Genomic DNA, 14145 nt, shown 5'->3' with positions numbered 1-14145 from the left:
AAACTGCCGCGCAGTCTAATCAGGCCGCAGTCGCCTTACAATGCCCAGCTGCTGGGCGTCCGATGCCGCGATATAGAAACCCCATTCCAGCCAGCTGCACCGGGTCATAGAGATTCCTGCCATCGAAGATGACCGGCATTTTCATCAGACCGCGAATCCGCTCGAAGTTCGGCTGGCGGAACTGCTTCCACTCGGTCACCAGCACCAGGGCGTCGGCATTTTCCACCGCCTGGTACGGCGAGTCGCCCAAGTGTAGCTGTCCGCTGGCGAGCTGCTCCGGGTAGCGCGCCGCCACCGCAGACACCGCCACGGGGTCACAGGCGCGAACGCGCGCACCCGCAGCGAGCAGCGCATCCAGCAGCACCAGGCTCGGCGCCTCGCGCAGGTCATCGGTACCGGGCTTGAAGGCAAGGCCCCAGAGCGCAACGGTGCGCCCCCGCACGAAACCATTGAAGTGCTCGCGCACGGACTGGAACAGCAAGGTCTTCTGCAGCGCGTTACGCGCCTCGACCGCCCGCAGGATGCCGGGCTCGATGCCTTCCTGCTCGGCGCAGCGGATCAGCGCGCGCACATCCTTGGGGAAGCACGAGCCACCGTAGCCGCAGCCGGCATAGATGAAGTGGGTGCCGATGCGCCGGTCACTGCCGATGCCACGGCGCACCTCCTCCACATCGACACCCAGGCGCGCGCAGAGGCCGGCCATCTCGTTCATGAAGGAGATGCGCGTGGCGAGGAAGGCATTGGCGGCGTACTTGCTGAATTCGGCGGCACGGGTGGCCATGACCAGCACCCGGTCGTGGTTGCGCGAGAACGGCGCGTAGAGGCGGCGCAGCAATTCGCCGGAGGCCGGGTCGTCACAGCCGATGATGATGCGGTCCGGCCGCATGAAGTCGTCGATCGCCGAACCTTCCTTGAGGAACTCGGGGTTGCTCGCCACTGGCACGCTGAATGCCAGGTCACGCCTGGCGAGCGCCATATGGATACGATCCGTCACCCGCTCCGCCGTGCCCACCGGCACGGTGGACTTGTTCACCACCAGGCAGGGTCGCCGGAGCATGGCGCCCAGCTGATCGGCCACCGCCAGCACGTGGGAAAGGTCGGCAGAGCCGTCCTCGCCACTGGGGGTGCCGACGGCGATGAAGATGATCTCCGCCCGGTCGACGCCCTCCTCCAACCGCGCGCTGAAGCTCAGCTGGCCGCTGGCGAGGTGCATCTTCAACATGGCTTCCAGGCCGGGCTCGTAGATCGTCGGCTCGCCGCGCTGCAGGCGTGCGAGGCGCCAAGGATCGCGCTCGACGCAGACGACCCGATTGCCCATCTCGGCGAAACAGGCCGCCGCCACCAGCCCCACGTAACCCGCACCGACGACGCAAAGCTGCATGGCTCATCCTCCCTATATGGATACAGGGATTGCAGCGGACTCCGGTGGCAGAACGGTGACAGCGGGATGACCGCGCCGTGATGGCGCTCAGCGCCCGTCGGCGGGAAGGTTGAGCTCGACCTCGACCAGGGTTTCGGTGGATTCGTGGACCACGGGCTCGCCGGCGTAGGTGCCGAGGGTTTCCCAGTGCTGATCGAGACCGGCACCGATGGCCGCCAGGTGATCGATCATGCGTTGCCCGGCCTGTTTGATGGCCTGGTCGTCGCTGCGCATCATCTCGAACGACATTTCGGTCATCGCGGCGGTGAGGTGGGTGAGACTGCGGGTTGTGAGACTGAGCAGGCGAACCAGTTGCTGTTCCTTGGATTCCATTCATGCACCTCTTGAACCTGACTCCTTCAGGCAGCACTCAGGCTAGCTGAAAAGCATGGCAACACATGCGCGGAGCCCGGTACTGCAAGAAAAATTTCAAATTTGAGCAGCCTGCCCGCGCAGGGGTTCAAAACCGGCGGGGAAATCGGACAAGCGGAACCGCCCCTATCCTTCGTACGGAAAAGGCACGCACACAACCACGCATCCAGAAGGATGGAACTTCGAAACAAGGCGATAGGTCAGGAGATCAGGTAGCCGCAATCCATGTCCGTCGGGAAGTCATGCCGATTTCCGGAAGCGCTGCCGGAGTGCCCCACGACAACCCTATGGGAGATCCGTCATGCAGCTATTCATCAACTCGGTCGGCGAACGCTTCGTCATAGAAGGCGGCATCACGGTGGAAGTGATCAGCATCCACGGGCATCAGGTGAAGTTCGGCATCGTCGCGCCGAAGAACGTCGCCGTGCACCGCAAGGAAGTCTACGAACGTATCCAGGCCGGCGTACCGCACCCCAAGCTGACAGCTTGAACCGATCCTTTCACCCGTAGAACGAGGGCGCGTGCGCCCTTTTCCGGCTGCAGTAATCCGGCCAAGCCGGCCCCTGCACGCAGCCCAGGGCGCAGCTCGTCGAGCCGATCGAAGGTTCTTTGCGTTGAGGCCAGGTCACTTCTACGCTCCCTGAACATTTACTCCATGGAGGGCATCGCCATGTCATACGACCTCAATCGGGCGTACATCCAGGTTAGTGATATGCCGATTTTCGAAGCGTTCAAGGGCGCACCAGTGGCTGGCCACCTGATAGTCCGGGCCTGCGAGCTGTCGAATCGCGAATACGGCCACCGCCACCAGAAACTCGCAAAATCCAACAACATGAAGCACCCGCCCAGCGCCGACCGCATCTTCGCCGGCTACCTCGTGGTGCGGAACATCGACACCCCCGCACAATACGAAACCTGGATGCCCGGCCACGTCTTCGAAGACCTCTACAGGCCGGCCAAGGCAGCACGCGGCGCTGCGTAGCATTGAATGCCCTGCTGCCTCATCCAGGTGCAGGGCTTTTCACTTGCGGGATACCCAGATAGGGCTGAGCGCCCGGCTACCGCGTCGTCGCCTCGACGCACTGAATTGCGGAACAACCCTGGAATTGCGGAACAAGAAACGACAAGGGCCTGCGCACATGATGCACGCAAGCCCTTGATTCATATGGTGCCCGAAGCCGGGGTCGAACCGGCACGCTGTTACCAGCGAGGGATTTTAAGTCCCTTGCGTCTACCGATTTCGCCATTCGGGCGGTAGCGCTGGGCGATGGGAAGAGTGCCCTCCCTTTCGCGAGGGCAGGACTATATACAGCCACTCCTCCCCACGCAAGCCGACGAAAATACTCGCCGGAAACCTGAAACCATGCAGATCGGCGATCTCGGGCTCACCTGAAATCCCCCACCCTGCGCGCACAAACAAAGAACAACGCATAAAAGAAAAAGCCCCACAGGCGTGAGCCTGCGGGGCTTTGTATTGGAGGCCAGAGTCGGAATCGAACCGGCGTACACGGATTTGCAATCCGCTGCATGACCACTCTGCCATCCGGCCTCAAACGAAGACGCCGCTTGGGGCGGCGTCTATCGTGACAATCTGGAGCGGGAAACGAGACTCGAACTCGCGACCCCGACCTTGGCAAGGTCGTGCTCTACCAACTGAGCTATTCCCGCTTTGTCTTGGTGACGGGCGCCATTCTATAGATTCATAAGCGCCCGTCAACCCCTTGATTCAAAAAAGTTTATTTCTTTTTCGGCTCGGTGCTGAGATGCGGCCAGGCGGCCAGCAGGTAGTGCAGCATCGACCACAGGGTAAGGCCGGCAGCGATGATCAGCAGCACATAGCCCACCAGCACCCAGAAGGTGAAATGCGGCGGGTTGGCCAGCAGGATCACCAGTGCCAGCATCTGCGCGGCAGTCTTCCATTTACCGAGATTGGATACCGCCACATGGGCGCGGGCGCCGATCTCGGCCATCCACTCGCGCAACGCGGAGACGACGATCTCGCGGCCGATGATGATGGCGGCCGGCAGGCTCAGCCACAGGTTGTGATGCTCCTCCACCAGCAGCACCAGCGCCACGGCGACCATCAGCTTGTCGGCCACGGGGTCGAGGAAGGCGCCGAAGGGGGTGCTCTGCTCCCAGCGTCGGGCCAGGTAGCCATCGAACCAGTCGGTCACCGCCGCCACAGCGAACACCGCACTGGCTGCCAGGTAGCTCCAGGAAAACGGCATATAGAAGAGCAGGATGAAGACGGGAATCAGCAGAACGCGCAGAACGGTGAGGAGATTAGGAATATTCATCGTGACAGCTGAACCGGAAATGAGCGGGCATTCTACTCGCTGTGCAGGGCTGCATAAATCGACTCTGCGAGCTTTTTGCTGATACCAGGTGCCTTGGCGATTTCCTCGATGCTGGCGCGGGACAGTTCCTGCAGCCCACCGAAGTGCTTGAGCAGCTCGCGCCGACGCTTTGGCCCCACCCCCGCTACCTCTTCCAGGCTGGAAGTCCGCCGAGCCTTGCCACGACGAGCACGATGGCCCGTGATGGCGAAACGGTGGGCTTCGTCGCGGATCTGCTGGATCAGGTGCAGCGCGGGCGAGTCCGCCGGCAAGGTGAACTCATGGGCCGCATCGTTCAGGTAAAGGGTCTCGAAGCCGGGCTTGCGGGTCACGCCCTTGGCGACACCGAGGAGGATGAGCTCGGGCACGGCCAGCTCCTGGAGCACTTCCTGCGCCATCGCCATCTGGCCCTTGCCGCCGTCGACCAGCAGGATGTCGGGCAACTTGCCCTCACCTTCCTTAAGCTTGCTGAAGCGGCGGGTCAGCGCCTGGTGCATGGCGGCGTAGTCGTCGCCAGCGGTGACGCCTTCGATGTTGTAACGGCGGTAGTCCGACTTCAGCGCACCTTCCGGCCCAAAGACCACGCAAGAGGCAACGGTCGCCTCACCACTGGAGTGGCTGATGTCGTAGCACTCCAGCCGTTGCGGCGGCTCGTCCAGGTCCAGCACCTCGGCCAGCGCTTCGAACTTATCAGCCATGTGCTGACGATTGGCGAGGCGCGCAGCCAGGGCCTGTTCGGCGTTGGTGACGGCCAGCTGCTGCCAGCGGGCACGGTTGGTCCGCACCCGATGACTGATGCTCAGCTCCCGCCCACGCAGTTCGGCGATGGCCTGGATCAGCGTGGGGAAGTCCTCATGCACGGTATTGACGATGAGCTCCTGGGGCAGGTCGCGCTCCATGTTGCTCAGGTAGTACTGGGCGATGAAGGCCACCAGTACGTCACCCACCTCCTCCTCGATAGCGACCTGGGGGAAGAAGTTCTTGCTGCCAAGCACTCGCCCGCCACGCACGCTGATCATATGCACACAGGCACCGCCGGGATTGACGATGGCGGCGACTACATCCACATCCCCGGTACCGCCCTCGATGCTCTGCTGATCCTGGACGCGACGCAGAATGGCGACCTGATCGCGCAGCTCGGCGGCCCGCTCGAACTCCAGCCGCATCGAGGCCTGCTCCATGCTGCTGGACAGTTCCTCGGCCAGCGCATTGCTGCGGCCCTCGAGGAACATCACCGAGTGCCGCACGTCCTCGGCGTACTCGGCCGGCTCGACCAAATCCACGCACGGCCCCTTGCAACGCTTGATCTGGTATTGCAGGCAGGGTCTGGTGCGGTTGCGGAAGTAGCTGTCCTCACACTGGCGCACGAGAAAGGCCTTCTGCAGCAAGGCGAGACTCTCGCGAATAGCCCCGGCGCTTGGATAGGGCCCGAAATAACGCCCCTTCCGCTTCTTCGCACCACGGTGGATGCTCAGGCGCGGATACGGACCATCGGACAGGTGCACATAGGGATAGGATTTATCGTCGCGCAACAGGATGTTATACGGCGGACGCCACTCCTTGATCAGGGTCTGCTCGAGCAGCAGCGCCTCGGTCTCGTTGGCGGTGATGGTGGTTTCAATCTGCGCGATCTTCGCCACCAGGGCGGCGGTCTTGGGCGCCAGCCCGGTCTTGCGGAAGTAGCTGGCAAGGCGCTTCTTGAGGTTCTTGGCCTTGCCCACATAGAGGAGCTTGCCGCCCTCTTCGAACATCCGGTAAACACCCGGGCGCCCGCTGCAGGCGGCAAGGAAATCACTTGCGTCGAAAATGTCGGGCATCTTAGCTGACGGCGTCCACCATGCCGTGGCGCACGGCCAGGAGGGCCAGCTCGACGTCACTGGAAATGGAGAGCTTGTCGAAGATCCGGTACCGGTAGGTGTTCACGGTCTTGGGCGACAGGCATAACTTATCGGAGATGGTCTGCACCTTCTGGCAGTTGGCGATCATCAGGGCGATCTGGATCTCGCGCTCGGAAAGCAGGTCGAAGGGCGAGCCACTGGTTTGCGGCTGGAAGGATTTCAGCGCCAACTGCTGAGCGATCTGCGGGCTGATGTAGCGCTGCCCACCGAACACCTGGCGAATGGCCTGGACCATCTCTTCCAATGCCGCGCCCTTGGTCAGGTAACCGGCAGCACCGGCCTGCAGCAAACGCGTGGGGAACGGGTCTTCCTCGCAGACGGTAACGGCCACCACCTTGACGTCCGGATGGCTGCGCAACAGCTTGCGGGTCGCCTCCAAGCCGCCGATGCCCGGCATCTTCACGTCCATGAGCACGACATCCGGCTTGAGCTCACGCGCCTTCTTGAGCGCCTCTTCGCCGCTGTCGGCCTGCCCGATCACCTGCAGGCCGTCTATATCGGCCAGCATGCGCGTTATACCTGTACGAACCAGATCGTGGTCATCGACCACCAGTACCCTAATCAAGCGACACCTCGCAGTGCATCGCAGACCGCCTGGGCGGCTGGATTGTAGAAAGGCAGATACATTATCAAGACAGCCTCACAAGACCTAGCTTGATTCATCGCCGTCAAATAGCAAGCGCCAGGAAAACACAGTCCATAGGGGCTGACAATCGAGCACCAGGCAGGGAGACGCACTCTCAAGGTGGCACATCACAGCACCGCCTGAAAGTTATGGCTGCAATCGGGCGACCAGCGAACCGAAAGCGCGCCGCCGCCCTCGCCTTAGCGAGAACCTGCCTCCTCGATGAGTTGCTGCAAAACCTGCAATACGCGCCCAGGCTCGGACATCTGCGGGAAATGCCCACTGCGGGCCGCCAGCAACCGCTGACCATAAGGAGAAAGCGCGGACAACCCAAGCTGGTTGAGCTCCCGCACGGCGACGGCTTCGGCGGACATCAGCCAGGCAGGAGGTCGCCGGGCGCCTGATAGCACCCGCAGCGGGATCGGCGGAAAGCCAGGCGCCGCCGCAATCTGCGCCAGCGTCTCGCGCTCGTTGCTTATTTCATCTTCAGGGGCACGCCGTGTCAGCCAACCGGTGAGGCGAGAGAGCACGCGCGCGGCAGGCGTGCCGAGCGCATCCAGTGCACCAATGTCACCGGGCGCCGTGGCTTCGAGAAACAGCACACCGGCCACCTCCGCAGGGTAAAGCACTTTGGTGCGGGACGAACCACTCTGTGAGTCCTTTCCCTACAGCCCTCGCTGCCTTGCTATCCATCCACCCTGTTCCCCCGCCTTTGGATCAGCAGCCACCGCGCGCTCGCGAACTAGCTTCTCAATACCTGTCGCAACGATCCGGAGGCCTCTTTCAGAGAGCAAACCGGAGCGATGCGCAGGCACCAACAAGCCAAACGCAAGCAGGGAAGAATCATGAACATCAAAATGAAAGCTTTCGTCTTTTTCGTGCTATCCGCGCTGTCACTCAACGCACTGGCCACCAACTTCAATCCCTCGAGCACGACCTTCAGCGCGCAGGGTGTACTGGTGATAAAACCCCAATCCATGCCGGCATTCACCTGCAACATGCTCCTGACGGGTCACACGAACAACGACGATACCGCCACGATCACCAGCGCCAGCTTCACGGGACAGGCACTATGCAAAACAGTCGTTGCCAGCGGGCTACCCTGGACTTGGAAGGCAACCAGCACCAGCAACGCCTCTCTCTCGGGAGTAAAGATTTCGGCGGCGGGCATTAACTGTTCCAGCTCGCCGGGCACGCTGACGGCGACTTGGTCCAACGCTGCCAACACGCTAACGACCATCCCCAATCAGCCTCTTGGCAGCTGCGTCATCCAGGCCTTCGCGGTCGTGCCGAGCCCCGCTTTGATTGTGGTGCCCTGAACCATGAAAAAGGCGCCTCAGGGCGCCTTTTTCAATATGTATGTAGCGTAAAAATCACCCTATTTAACCCTCAGGCTGGGCAGGGGCGACTCCACGCCAGCAGTGCATCACCTCAGGTATGATTCTGGCTTGGCTGGAGCCAATCTCACTCCTTGCTTCGAACAAGCTCACCAATAAGGAGCAATGGTGCAAACCTCCAAAGCAGCAGTCCTCTTGATCCTTTCCGCAATCGCTGGTTGCAGTACCTCTCCCCCCGAAGGCGCAACATGCACCTATCCATCGACCTGGACTCGACACGATGAGGTGAAGAATCCACCACACATCGTCGGTGTCGTCAGGGTCAAGGTTTTGATTGATAGGGACGCAACGGTAAAGAGGGCAAGAGTCGTCGCTACGGATGACCCTAACCTGGACGAGACAGCACTTCAGATCGCACGTGGCCTGGTATTCAATCAGCCGACGATCTGCGACGGAAAAAGCTACACCCAGTCTGCCGTCCTGCCTTTCAAGTTCTCCCCCAAATCCCCGAAGGTGCAAATCAAGTAGCACAATCACATCCAAGGACGGCAAATGAGCGAAACCCTCTCCAAAGTAAAGGTCGCAGGCAGTGATCCTGAGATTCGCGCACTTCTGAAAAGCTGGATTGCAGCAGTCGAACGTTATTGCAACCAAGCCGGCGATAACCCCTGGTGGTACAACGAGCGTGCAACGCTGAGTACGTTGGCCGGTGCAGCCTGGACAATGGGCTGGAGCGCCCTGGAAGAATACGTCAGCGCCAAGCGCCTGAAGATTGCTATCGAAGGCGTCGACCATGGCACTCTGAGGAAAGGGCGAGTGGACCTGGTGCTCGTCAGTTCCAAAAGTACCCAGATCGCCATCGAGGCCAAGCAGGCTCTGCAGCCAGTGGGTGGCTACCAATACGTGATCGATGGTATGGACGCGGCATGGAAAGATAGTAACTACCTACTGTCCCACCACTATGACCGCCGGTTCGCCGTTACATTCGTAGTCCCTTCGATCTCCTCGAAACTACTGGAGGATGAGAACACCCAATTGCGAGACCACCTGGAAGGCTGGCTCGGCAAAGTGCACGAGATCGCGACGAAACGAGGCAGGCCCATCCACATGGCTTATGTATTCCCGACCCTCGGGAAGCCTCATTACGAGCATAACAACAGATATTTCCCCGGCGTAGTGATCCTGCTGGAAGAGCGCCTGCGATCAACGACCCACTACGAGTAAAGAAGGCCAGCCCATGCAGGCCCCAAACCTCACCACCTCCCCCCCACCTACTCGTTCACCTACCGGAGTCGCGCCTGTAGCGGCTCCAGTTTGTTCTGCCCCATACATACGCACACCCTCGCCAAGCCAACCACCCGCCCCCGCAACCTGAGTTAAGGCTCATGACCTGGGCAGGGCCACGCATCGCGTCGGACTGCCAGGACGTCGATCCAGAAGCCGGTACTGTAACTCTCTGTCGCCCCGGGTACGCAGCCAGTACAACGTGACCAAGACACGCCGCGCCAACCACAGTGTCATCCTCCTCGCCCCAGAATCGTAGCCCGGGCTTCAGCCCGGGACAGCGCGCCAATAAAAAGGCGCCTCACGGCGCCTTTCTCAATACTCCACTCGGGCCTTGCCCTTCTCTGCCACCAAGTGGTGGAACTTCACCGCCCCCTCCGCGGCTATCTGCTCCACCTGCTGGATGAGGCTGGGGTTGCGGTCCAGCAAAGTCAACAACACCCACAGTGCCCGGGGCGGTTCCACCTCCGCCCGCTCGTAGCGCGAGAAGGCGTTGTGGCCGCCGCCGGCGATCGCCACCATCTGCTTCTGCGTCCGGTTCAGACGCTTGCGCGTGCGCGCTTCATCTCCTCGGCCACCGCCTGGCGAGCGTCCTCGATCAGCTCATCGCCCGCCTTCGCGTAGCGCAGGGCGCTGTCCGCATCGAACTCCACCTCGTCGCACTCGCTGCACGCCCACCCGGCCAGGCCGGGCACTACCCGCTTCAGGTCCTGGTAGCTCACCTCGAGGGCGCGCCCCTCGAAGCGCGCCATGCCCTGCGGCGCACCGAAACACAGGCATTCACGTTTCATCTTCATGTCCGCTGCTTGAAGGAGATCACCGGCGGCCCCTCAGGGCGGCAGGTCACCTTCACATACAGCTCGATTCCGCAGTCCGTCGTGGGGTGGTACACGTCCCGCCACAGCCGACCATCGGCATAGGTGGTCATCGACCTGTAGAACACCCGGCGGCTCAGCCCCTGGACCTGGACGATCTTTCCGCACTGGTCAGCCCCAACGCCGTGCCGCCATCCAATGCAGAGCGCGTGAAGGCTACCGTCTCGAGCTGCGCCACATCTCGACCCTGACCACGCCTAGGTCGTAGTGAGCCTTACGCCTTCCCACTCAACCCTCGGCTCAGTAAAAATCACCCTTAAAGGGTAATTTCATCAGCCTGGTTTGGCTGTCGGATGGACGTAGGAAAAGGGCGAACGATGACTGCCTTCTACTGGCTGGTACTTGGGAGACCGACATGGCCCGAGGCTGGTTGTCGTTGCCCAATCAGATGGGCCATGCGTCTAGGGCGATGATTTTCAAGCATTACGCGAATCGGACTCAGCAAGGACAGCCCCGATTACGTGAACCTGCTGAACCAGGCATTGCACCTGTTCTAACCCCAACAAAAAAGGGACCCCGAAGGGTCCCTTTCTCGACGTTGATTCCCTGGCCAGTTCTCGGACAGTGCCTTTTCGGGCGGCTCCGGGAAAAACACCACTGAAATCAACACATAATATGGCGGAAGCGGTGAGATTCGAACTCACGGACAGTTTCCCATCGGCGGTTTTCAAGACCGCTGCCTTCAACCACTCGGCCACACTTCCGCATTTGCGGGCCGCCATACTACCCGAACGCAACACGCTGTCAAACTCTCGCAACAGAGCCGGTGTCGACCTCTGTTATCATTTCGCTCGACTGCGGTCACGGACCCAATTTCTTGCAGGAGTTTTGCAGATGAGCGATCAAGATTACGTACTGAACCAGGCGCAGGCCGGCGGGCTCGAAGTCAGCCGTGTGCTGCGCAATACCTACGGGCTGCTGGCACTGACCCTGGCTTTCAGTGGCCTGGTCGCCTATGTCGCGCAGCAGATGCGCGTCGCCTACCCGAGCATCTTCGTGGTGCTGATCGGTTTCTACGGCCTGTTCTTCCTCACCGTAAAACTGCGTAACTCGTCCTGGGGCCTGCTTTCCACCTTCGCCCTGACCGGTTTCATGGGTTACACCCTGGGCCCGATCCTCAACCGCTACCTGGGCATGCCCAACGGCGGCGAGGTGATCAGCTCGGCCTTCGCCATGACGGCCTTGGTGTTCTTCGGCCTGTCCGCCTACGTGCTGACCACCCGCAAGGACATGAGCTTCCTCGGCGGCTTCATCACCGCGGGCTTCTTCGTCCTGATCGGCGCCATGCTGGCGAGCTTCTTCTTCGAGATCAGCGGCCTGCAGCTGGCGATCAGCGCCGGCTTCGTGGTGTTCGCCTCGGTCTGCATCCTTTATCAGACCAGTGCGATCATCCATGGTGGTGAGCGCAACTACATCATGGCGACCATCAGCCTGTACGTGTCGATCTACAACCTGTTCGTCAGCCTGCTGCAGATCTTCGGCGTGATGAGCGGCGACGACTGATAGCAACGCCTTGCAAGAGCCCGCTTCGGCGGGCTTTTTCTTGCCTGCAAAACCTGGACGCAAGCCGTATCATTGCGCCCAGCAATCCTGTGTCGAAGCACCCTCATGAAATTCGCCATCGCCCTCTTCGCCCCCGCTCATGCGCCCTCCTCCCGCCGCGCCCTGCGCTTCGCCGAGGCCGTACTGGACGGTGGCCACGAAATTACCCGGCTGTTCTTCTATCAGGATGGCGTCCACAGTGCCTCCGCCAATGTGGTGACCCCACAGGACGAACCGGACATAGCCCGCGACTGGGCCAATCTTCTGGCCAACCACCAGCTGGACGGTGTGGTTTGCATCGCTGCCGCCCTGCGCCGCGGCGTGATCAACCAGGAAGAGGCCGAACGCTATGGCCGCACAGCCGCCAACCTGGCGCCGGGATGGGAACTCTCCGGCCTGGGCCAGCTGCATGAGGCCGCACAGATGGCCGATCGCCTGATCTGCTTCGGAGGGAATTGATATGGCCAAGTCCACGCTGATCATCAGTCGCAGTGCACCCTGGGCCGGCCCTGGTGCCCGCGAGGCGCTGGATATCGCGCTGGCAGGCGGCGCCTTCGACCTGCCGCTGGCAATGCTGTTTCTGGACGATGGCGTCTTCCAGCTCGCCAGCAACCAGGCCCCCGCAAAGCTGCAGCAGAAAGACCTGACCGCCAACCTGCAGGCCCTGCCGCTGTTCGGCGTGGAAGCCCTCTACGCTTGCGCCTACAGCCTGGACAAACGTGGCCTGACCGCCGACGGGCTGAATCTTCCCCTCGAGGTCCTGGATGATGCAGCCCTGCGTTCCCTCATCGGCCGCCATGATCAGGTAATCACCCTCTGATGAGCACATTGCACGTTCTTTCCCATTCGCCATTCGGTGACGACCGCTTCACCAGTTGCCTGCGCCTGCTGGGCGAACAGGATGCGCTGCTGCTCAGCGGTGAAGCCGTCCAGGCCCTGCGCCAGTCGACCGCCCCGTTTGAGCAGCTGGAAGCCCTCCCGGTCGGCATCGCTCTTTTTGCCCTGGAAGAAGATGTGGCCGCGCGTGCGCTCGGAACCCTGCCCTCGCGTATCACACAGCTCGACTACCCGGGGTTCGTGGCGCTTTGCATCCAGCACGACAAGGTGAACAGCTGGCTATGAGCAGCCTCGACCTCAACGGACAGCGCATCCCGCTAGACAAGGACGGCTACCTGCAAGAGCTGGCGGACTGGTCCCCGGCGGTCGCTGAAGCCCTGGCCCTCCGCGAAGAAATCACGCTACGGGCCGAGCATTGGGAAATCCTCGATTTGCTGCGGCGCTTCTACGCCGAGTTTCAGCTGTCGCCAGCCAATCGCCCGCTGATCAAGTACGTCGCCCAGCAGCTCGGCCCGGAAAAGGGCAACAGCCTGCATCTCAACCACCTATTCAAGGGCGCCCCGGCCAAGCTTGCCGCCAAGCTCGCCGGCCTGCCCAAGCCGACCAATTGCCTATGACTCCCGCCGCCCCCGTTGAACACCCCTTCGCCCAGTTCGTGCGCATCCTCGGCAAGGGCAAGCGTGGCGCCCGCCCCATGAACCGCGAAGAAGCCCGCGAAGCCATGGGCATGCTGCTGGACGGCAAGACCGAAGACAGCCAGCTGGGCGCCTTTCTCATGCTGCTGCGGCACAAGGAAGAAAGTGCCGAAGAGCTGGCCGGCTTCACCGAAGCCTTTCGTGAACGCAACGACGCTCCGGCCATTCCCGTGGACATCGACTGGCCCAGCTACGCGGGCAAGAAGCGCCACCATCCCTGGTTCCTGCTGGCCGCCAAGGCACTGGCCCATGGCGGCGTGCGCATCCTCCTGCACGGCGGCGGCCTGCACACGGCCGGGCGCATCTACACCGAGCAATGCCTGGAGCTGCTCGGCATACCCGACTGCACGAACTGGCGGGAGGTCGCCCAGGCACTGGACGAGCAGAACCTCGCGTTCATTCCGCTGGGCGCCTGGTCGGCACCGCTGCAGCGGATGATCGACCTGCGCAACATCCTCGGCCTGCGTTCGCCGATCCACTCGCTGGCACGCATCCTCAACCCGCTGGGCGCACGCTGCGGGCTGCAGAGCATCTTCCATCCGGGCTATCAGGCGGTGCACCGTGAAGCCAGCCGGCTGCTCGGCGATACGGCAATCGTGATCAAGGGCGAAGGTGGAGAGATCGAGGTCAACCCGGATGCCACCTCCCACCTCTACGGCACGATGGGTGGCAGCGACTGGGACGAGGAGTGGCCGGCCCTCTCCCCCCTGCGCCATGTCAAACCCGAGCGCATCGAGGCGGCACAGTTGCTGGGCGTGTGGGACGGCAGCATCGAGGACAACTACGCCCGCCTGGCCATTCTCAGCACCATGGCGCTGGCCCTTCGTGGCCTGGGCAAGCCCCGGGAGGAAGCGTTCAGCGAAGCGGAAACGCTGTGGGCCAATCGAGACCGTTCGATTTAATCGATAAAAGACACTTTGAATT

At 61.8% G+C, this 14145-nt stretch carries 20 protein-coding genes and 4 tRNA genes; 11 read left to right on the top strand and 13 right to left on the bottom strand.

Annotated features, from left to right (window positions below; genetic code table 11):
- Positions 1-19 precede the first annotated feature (19 nt).
- Positions 20-1381 (bottom strand): UDP-glucose dehydrogenase family protein, encoded by a 1362-nt coding sequence (locus OEJ36_RS19880; RefSeq protein WP_263403033.1) that lies wholly within the window; start codon positions 1379-1381, stop codon positions 20-22.
- Positions 1382-1468: 87 nt separating this feature from the next.
- On the bottom strand, positions 1469-1753 hold the full coding sequence (locus tag OEJ36_RS19875; protein WP_021222490.1) for a hypothetical protein: 285 nt from the start codon (positions 1751-1753) through the stop codon (positions 1469-1471).
- A 340-nt stretch (positions 1754-2093) separates the two neighbouring features.
- Here OEJ36_RS19875 and OEJ36_RS19870 point away from each other — a divergent pair, with 340 nt between their 5' ends.
- Together OEJ36_RS19870 and OEJ36_RS19865 are read left to right on the top strand one after the other, a co-directional pair.
- The gene (locus OEJ36_RS19870) at positions 2094-2282 is read left to right on the top strand and encodes a carbon storage regulator (protein ID WP_021222489.1); all 189 of its coding nucleotides are present in this window, start codon (positions 2094-2096) and stop codon (positions 2280-2282) included.
- A 180-nt stretch (positions 2283-2462) separates the two neighbouring features.
- Positions 2463-2774, top strand: a complete 312-nt coding sequence (locus OEJ36_RS19865) for a hypothetical protein (protein WP_184490247.1) — start codon at positions 2463-2465, stop codon at positions 2772-2774.
- A 184-nt stretch (positions 2775-2958) separates the two neighbouring features.
- Here the strand turns inward: OEJ36_RS19865 and OEJ36_RS19860 are convergent.
- The 7 genes from OEJ36_RS19860 to OEJ36_RS19830 form a co-directional block, all read right to left on the bottom strand.
- Positions 2959-3045: transfer RNA gene (locus OEJ36_RS19860), tRNA-Leu, on the bottom strand.
- 222 nt (positions 3046-3267) lie between these two features.
- A tRNA-Cys gene (locus tag OEJ36_RS19855) sits at positions 3268-3341 on the bottom strand.
- Positions 3342-3384: 43 nt separating this feature from the next.
- Positions 3385-3460 (bottom strand) — tRNA-Gly (locus tag OEJ36_RS19850).
- 68 nt (positions 3461-3528) lie between these two features.
- Positions 3529-4089: a CDP-diacylglycerol--glycerol-3-phosphate 3-phosphatidyltransferase gene (gene pgsA, locus OEJ36_RS19845; protein ID WP_021218990.1), complete on the bottom strand. Its 561-nt coding sequence runs from the start codon at positions 4087-4089 to the stop codon at positions 3529-3531.
- A gap of 32 nt (positions 4090-4121) precedes the next feature.
- On the bottom strand, positions 4122-5945 hold the full coding sequence (uvrC, locus tag OEJ36_RS19840) for an excinuclease ABC subunit UvrC (protein WP_263403032.1): 1824 nt from the start codon (positions 5943-5945) through the stop codon (positions 4122-4124).
- Between the two features lies 1 nt (position 5946).
- Positions 5947-6591: a UvrY/SirA/GacA family response regulator transcription factor gene (gene uvrY / locus OEJ36_RS19835; RefSeq protein ID WP_031287554.1), complete on the bottom strand. Its 645-nt coding sequence runs from the start codon at positions 6589-6591 to the stop codon at positions 5947-5949.
- A gap of 260 nt (positions 6592-6851) precedes the next feature.
- Positions 6852-7253, bottom strand: a complete 402-nt coding sequence (locus tag OEJ36_RS19830; protein ID WP_263403031.1) for a hypothetical protein — start codon at positions 7251-7253, stop codon at positions 6852-6854.
- Between the two features lie 243 nt (positions 7254-7496).
- On the opposite strand from OEJ36_RS19830, the gene OEJ36_RS19825 reads away from it, so the two are divergent.
- From OEJ36_RS19825 to OEJ36_RS19815, 3 genes are all read left to right on the top strand, one after another.
- The gene (locus tag OEJ36_RS19825; RefSeq protein WP_263403030.1) at positions 7497-7970 is read left to right on the top strand and encodes a hypothetical protein; all 474 of its coding nucleotides are present in this window, start codon (positions 7497-7499) and stop codon (positions 7968-7970) included.
- Between the two features lie 186 nt (positions 7971-8156).
- On the top strand, positions 8157-8516 hold the full coding sequence (locus OEJ36_RS19820; RefSeq protein WP_263403029.1) for an energy transducer TonB: 360 nt from the start codon (positions 8157-8159) through the stop codon (positions 8514-8516).
- A 24-nt stretch (positions 8517-8540) separates the two neighbouring features.
- Complete coding sequence (locus tag OEJ36_RS19815) at positions 8541-9212, top strand: hypothetical protein (protein WP_263403027.1); 672 nt, start codon at positions 8541-8543, stop codon at positions 9210-9212.
- 375 nt (positions 9213-9587) lie between these two features.
- Here the strand turns inward: OEJ36_RS19815 and OEJ36_RS19810 are convergent, their stop codons facing one another.
- The 4 genes from OEJ36_RS19810 to OEJ36_RS19795 form a co-directional block, all read right to left on the bottom strand.
- Positions 9588-9794 carry a type II toxin-antitoxin system MqsA family antitoxin gene (locus OEJ36_RS19810; protein WP_263403025.1) on the bottom strand — a complete coding sequence of 69 codons (207 nt, stop codon included), beginning with the start codon at positions 9792-9794 and terminating at the stop codon, positions 9588-9590.
- Positions 9795-9811: 17 nt separating this feature from the next.
- Positions 9812-10069, bottom strand: a complete 258-nt coding sequence (locus tag OEJ36_RS19805; protein WP_263403024.1) for a YgiT-type zinc finger protein — start codon at positions 10067-10069, stop codon at positions 9812-9814.
- Positions 10066-10200, bottom strand: coding sequence for a type II toxin-antitoxin system MqsR family toxin (locus tag OEJ36_RS19800; RefSeq protein ID WP_263403022.1), 135 nt, complete (start codon positions 10198-10200; stop codon positions 10066-10068). The genes OEJ36_RS19805 and OEJ36_RS19800 overlap by 4 nt, the downstream gene beginning before the upstream one ends.
- Before the next feature lie 563 nt (positions 10201-10763).
- Positions 10764-10851: transfer RNA gene (locus OEJ36_RS19795), tRNA-Ser, on the bottom strand.
- A gap of 130 nt (positions 10852-10981) precedes the next feature.
- Here OEJ36_RS19795 and OEJ36_RS19790 point away from each other — a divergent pair.
- The 6 genes from OEJ36_RS19790 (at position 10982) to OEJ36_RS19765 (ending at position 14123) form a co-directional block, all read left to right on the top strand.
- Positions 10982-11650, top strand: a complete 669-nt coding sequence (locus OEJ36_RS19790; protein ID WP_021219001.1) for a Bax inhibitor-1/YccA family protein — start codon at positions 10982-10984, stop codon at positions 11648-11650.
- A 105-nt stretch (positions 11651-11755) separates the two neighbouring features.
- Positions 11756-12148 carry a sulfurtransferase complex subunit TusD gene (tusD, locus tag OEJ36_RS19785; protein WP_263403020.1) on the top strand — a complete coding sequence of 131 codons (393 nt, stop codon included), beginning with the start codon at positions 11756-11758 and terminating at the stop codon, positions 12146-12148.
- A gap of 1 nt (position 12149) precedes the next feature.
- Complete coding sequence (gene tusC, locus OEJ36_RS19780; RefSeq protein WP_263403018.1) at positions 12150-12509, top strand: sulfurtransferase complex subunit TusC; 360 nt, start codon at positions 12150-12152, stop codon at positions 12507-12509.
- Positions 12509-12811: a sulfurtransferase complex subunit TusB gene (gene tusB, locus OEJ36_RS19775; protein WP_263403016.1), complete on the top strand. Its 303-nt coding sequence runs from the start codon at positions 12509-12511 to the stop codon at positions 12809-12811. Before tusC ends, tusB begins: the two co-directional genes overlap by 1 nt.
- Positions 12808-13143, top strand: a complete 336-nt coding sequence (locus OEJ36_RS19770) for a TusE/DsrC/DsvC family sulfur relay protein (RefSeq protein WP_263403014.1) — start codon at positions 12808-12810, stop codon at positions 13141-13143. The genes tusB and OEJ36_RS19770 overlap by 4 nt, the downstream gene beginning before the upstream one ends.
- Complete coding sequence (locus OEJ36_RS19765) at positions 13140-14123, top strand: glycosyl transferase family protein (RefSeq protein WP_263403012.1); 984 nt, start codon at positions 13140-13142, stop codon at positions 14121-14123. The genes OEJ36_RS19770 and OEJ36_RS19765 overlap by 4 nt, the downstream gene beginning before the upstream one ends.
- The last annotated feature ends 22 nt before the right edge of the window (positions 14124-14145 follow it).

The organism is Pseudomonas sp. PDM13 (assembly GCF_025685765.1).
In the GTDB taxonomy this organism is placed as follows: Bacteria; Pseudomonadota; Gammaproteobacteria; order Pseudomonadales; family Pseudomonadaceae; genus Metapseudomonas; species Metapseudomonas solani.
This window is presented reverse-complemented; position numbering and strand designations above follow the sequence as displayed.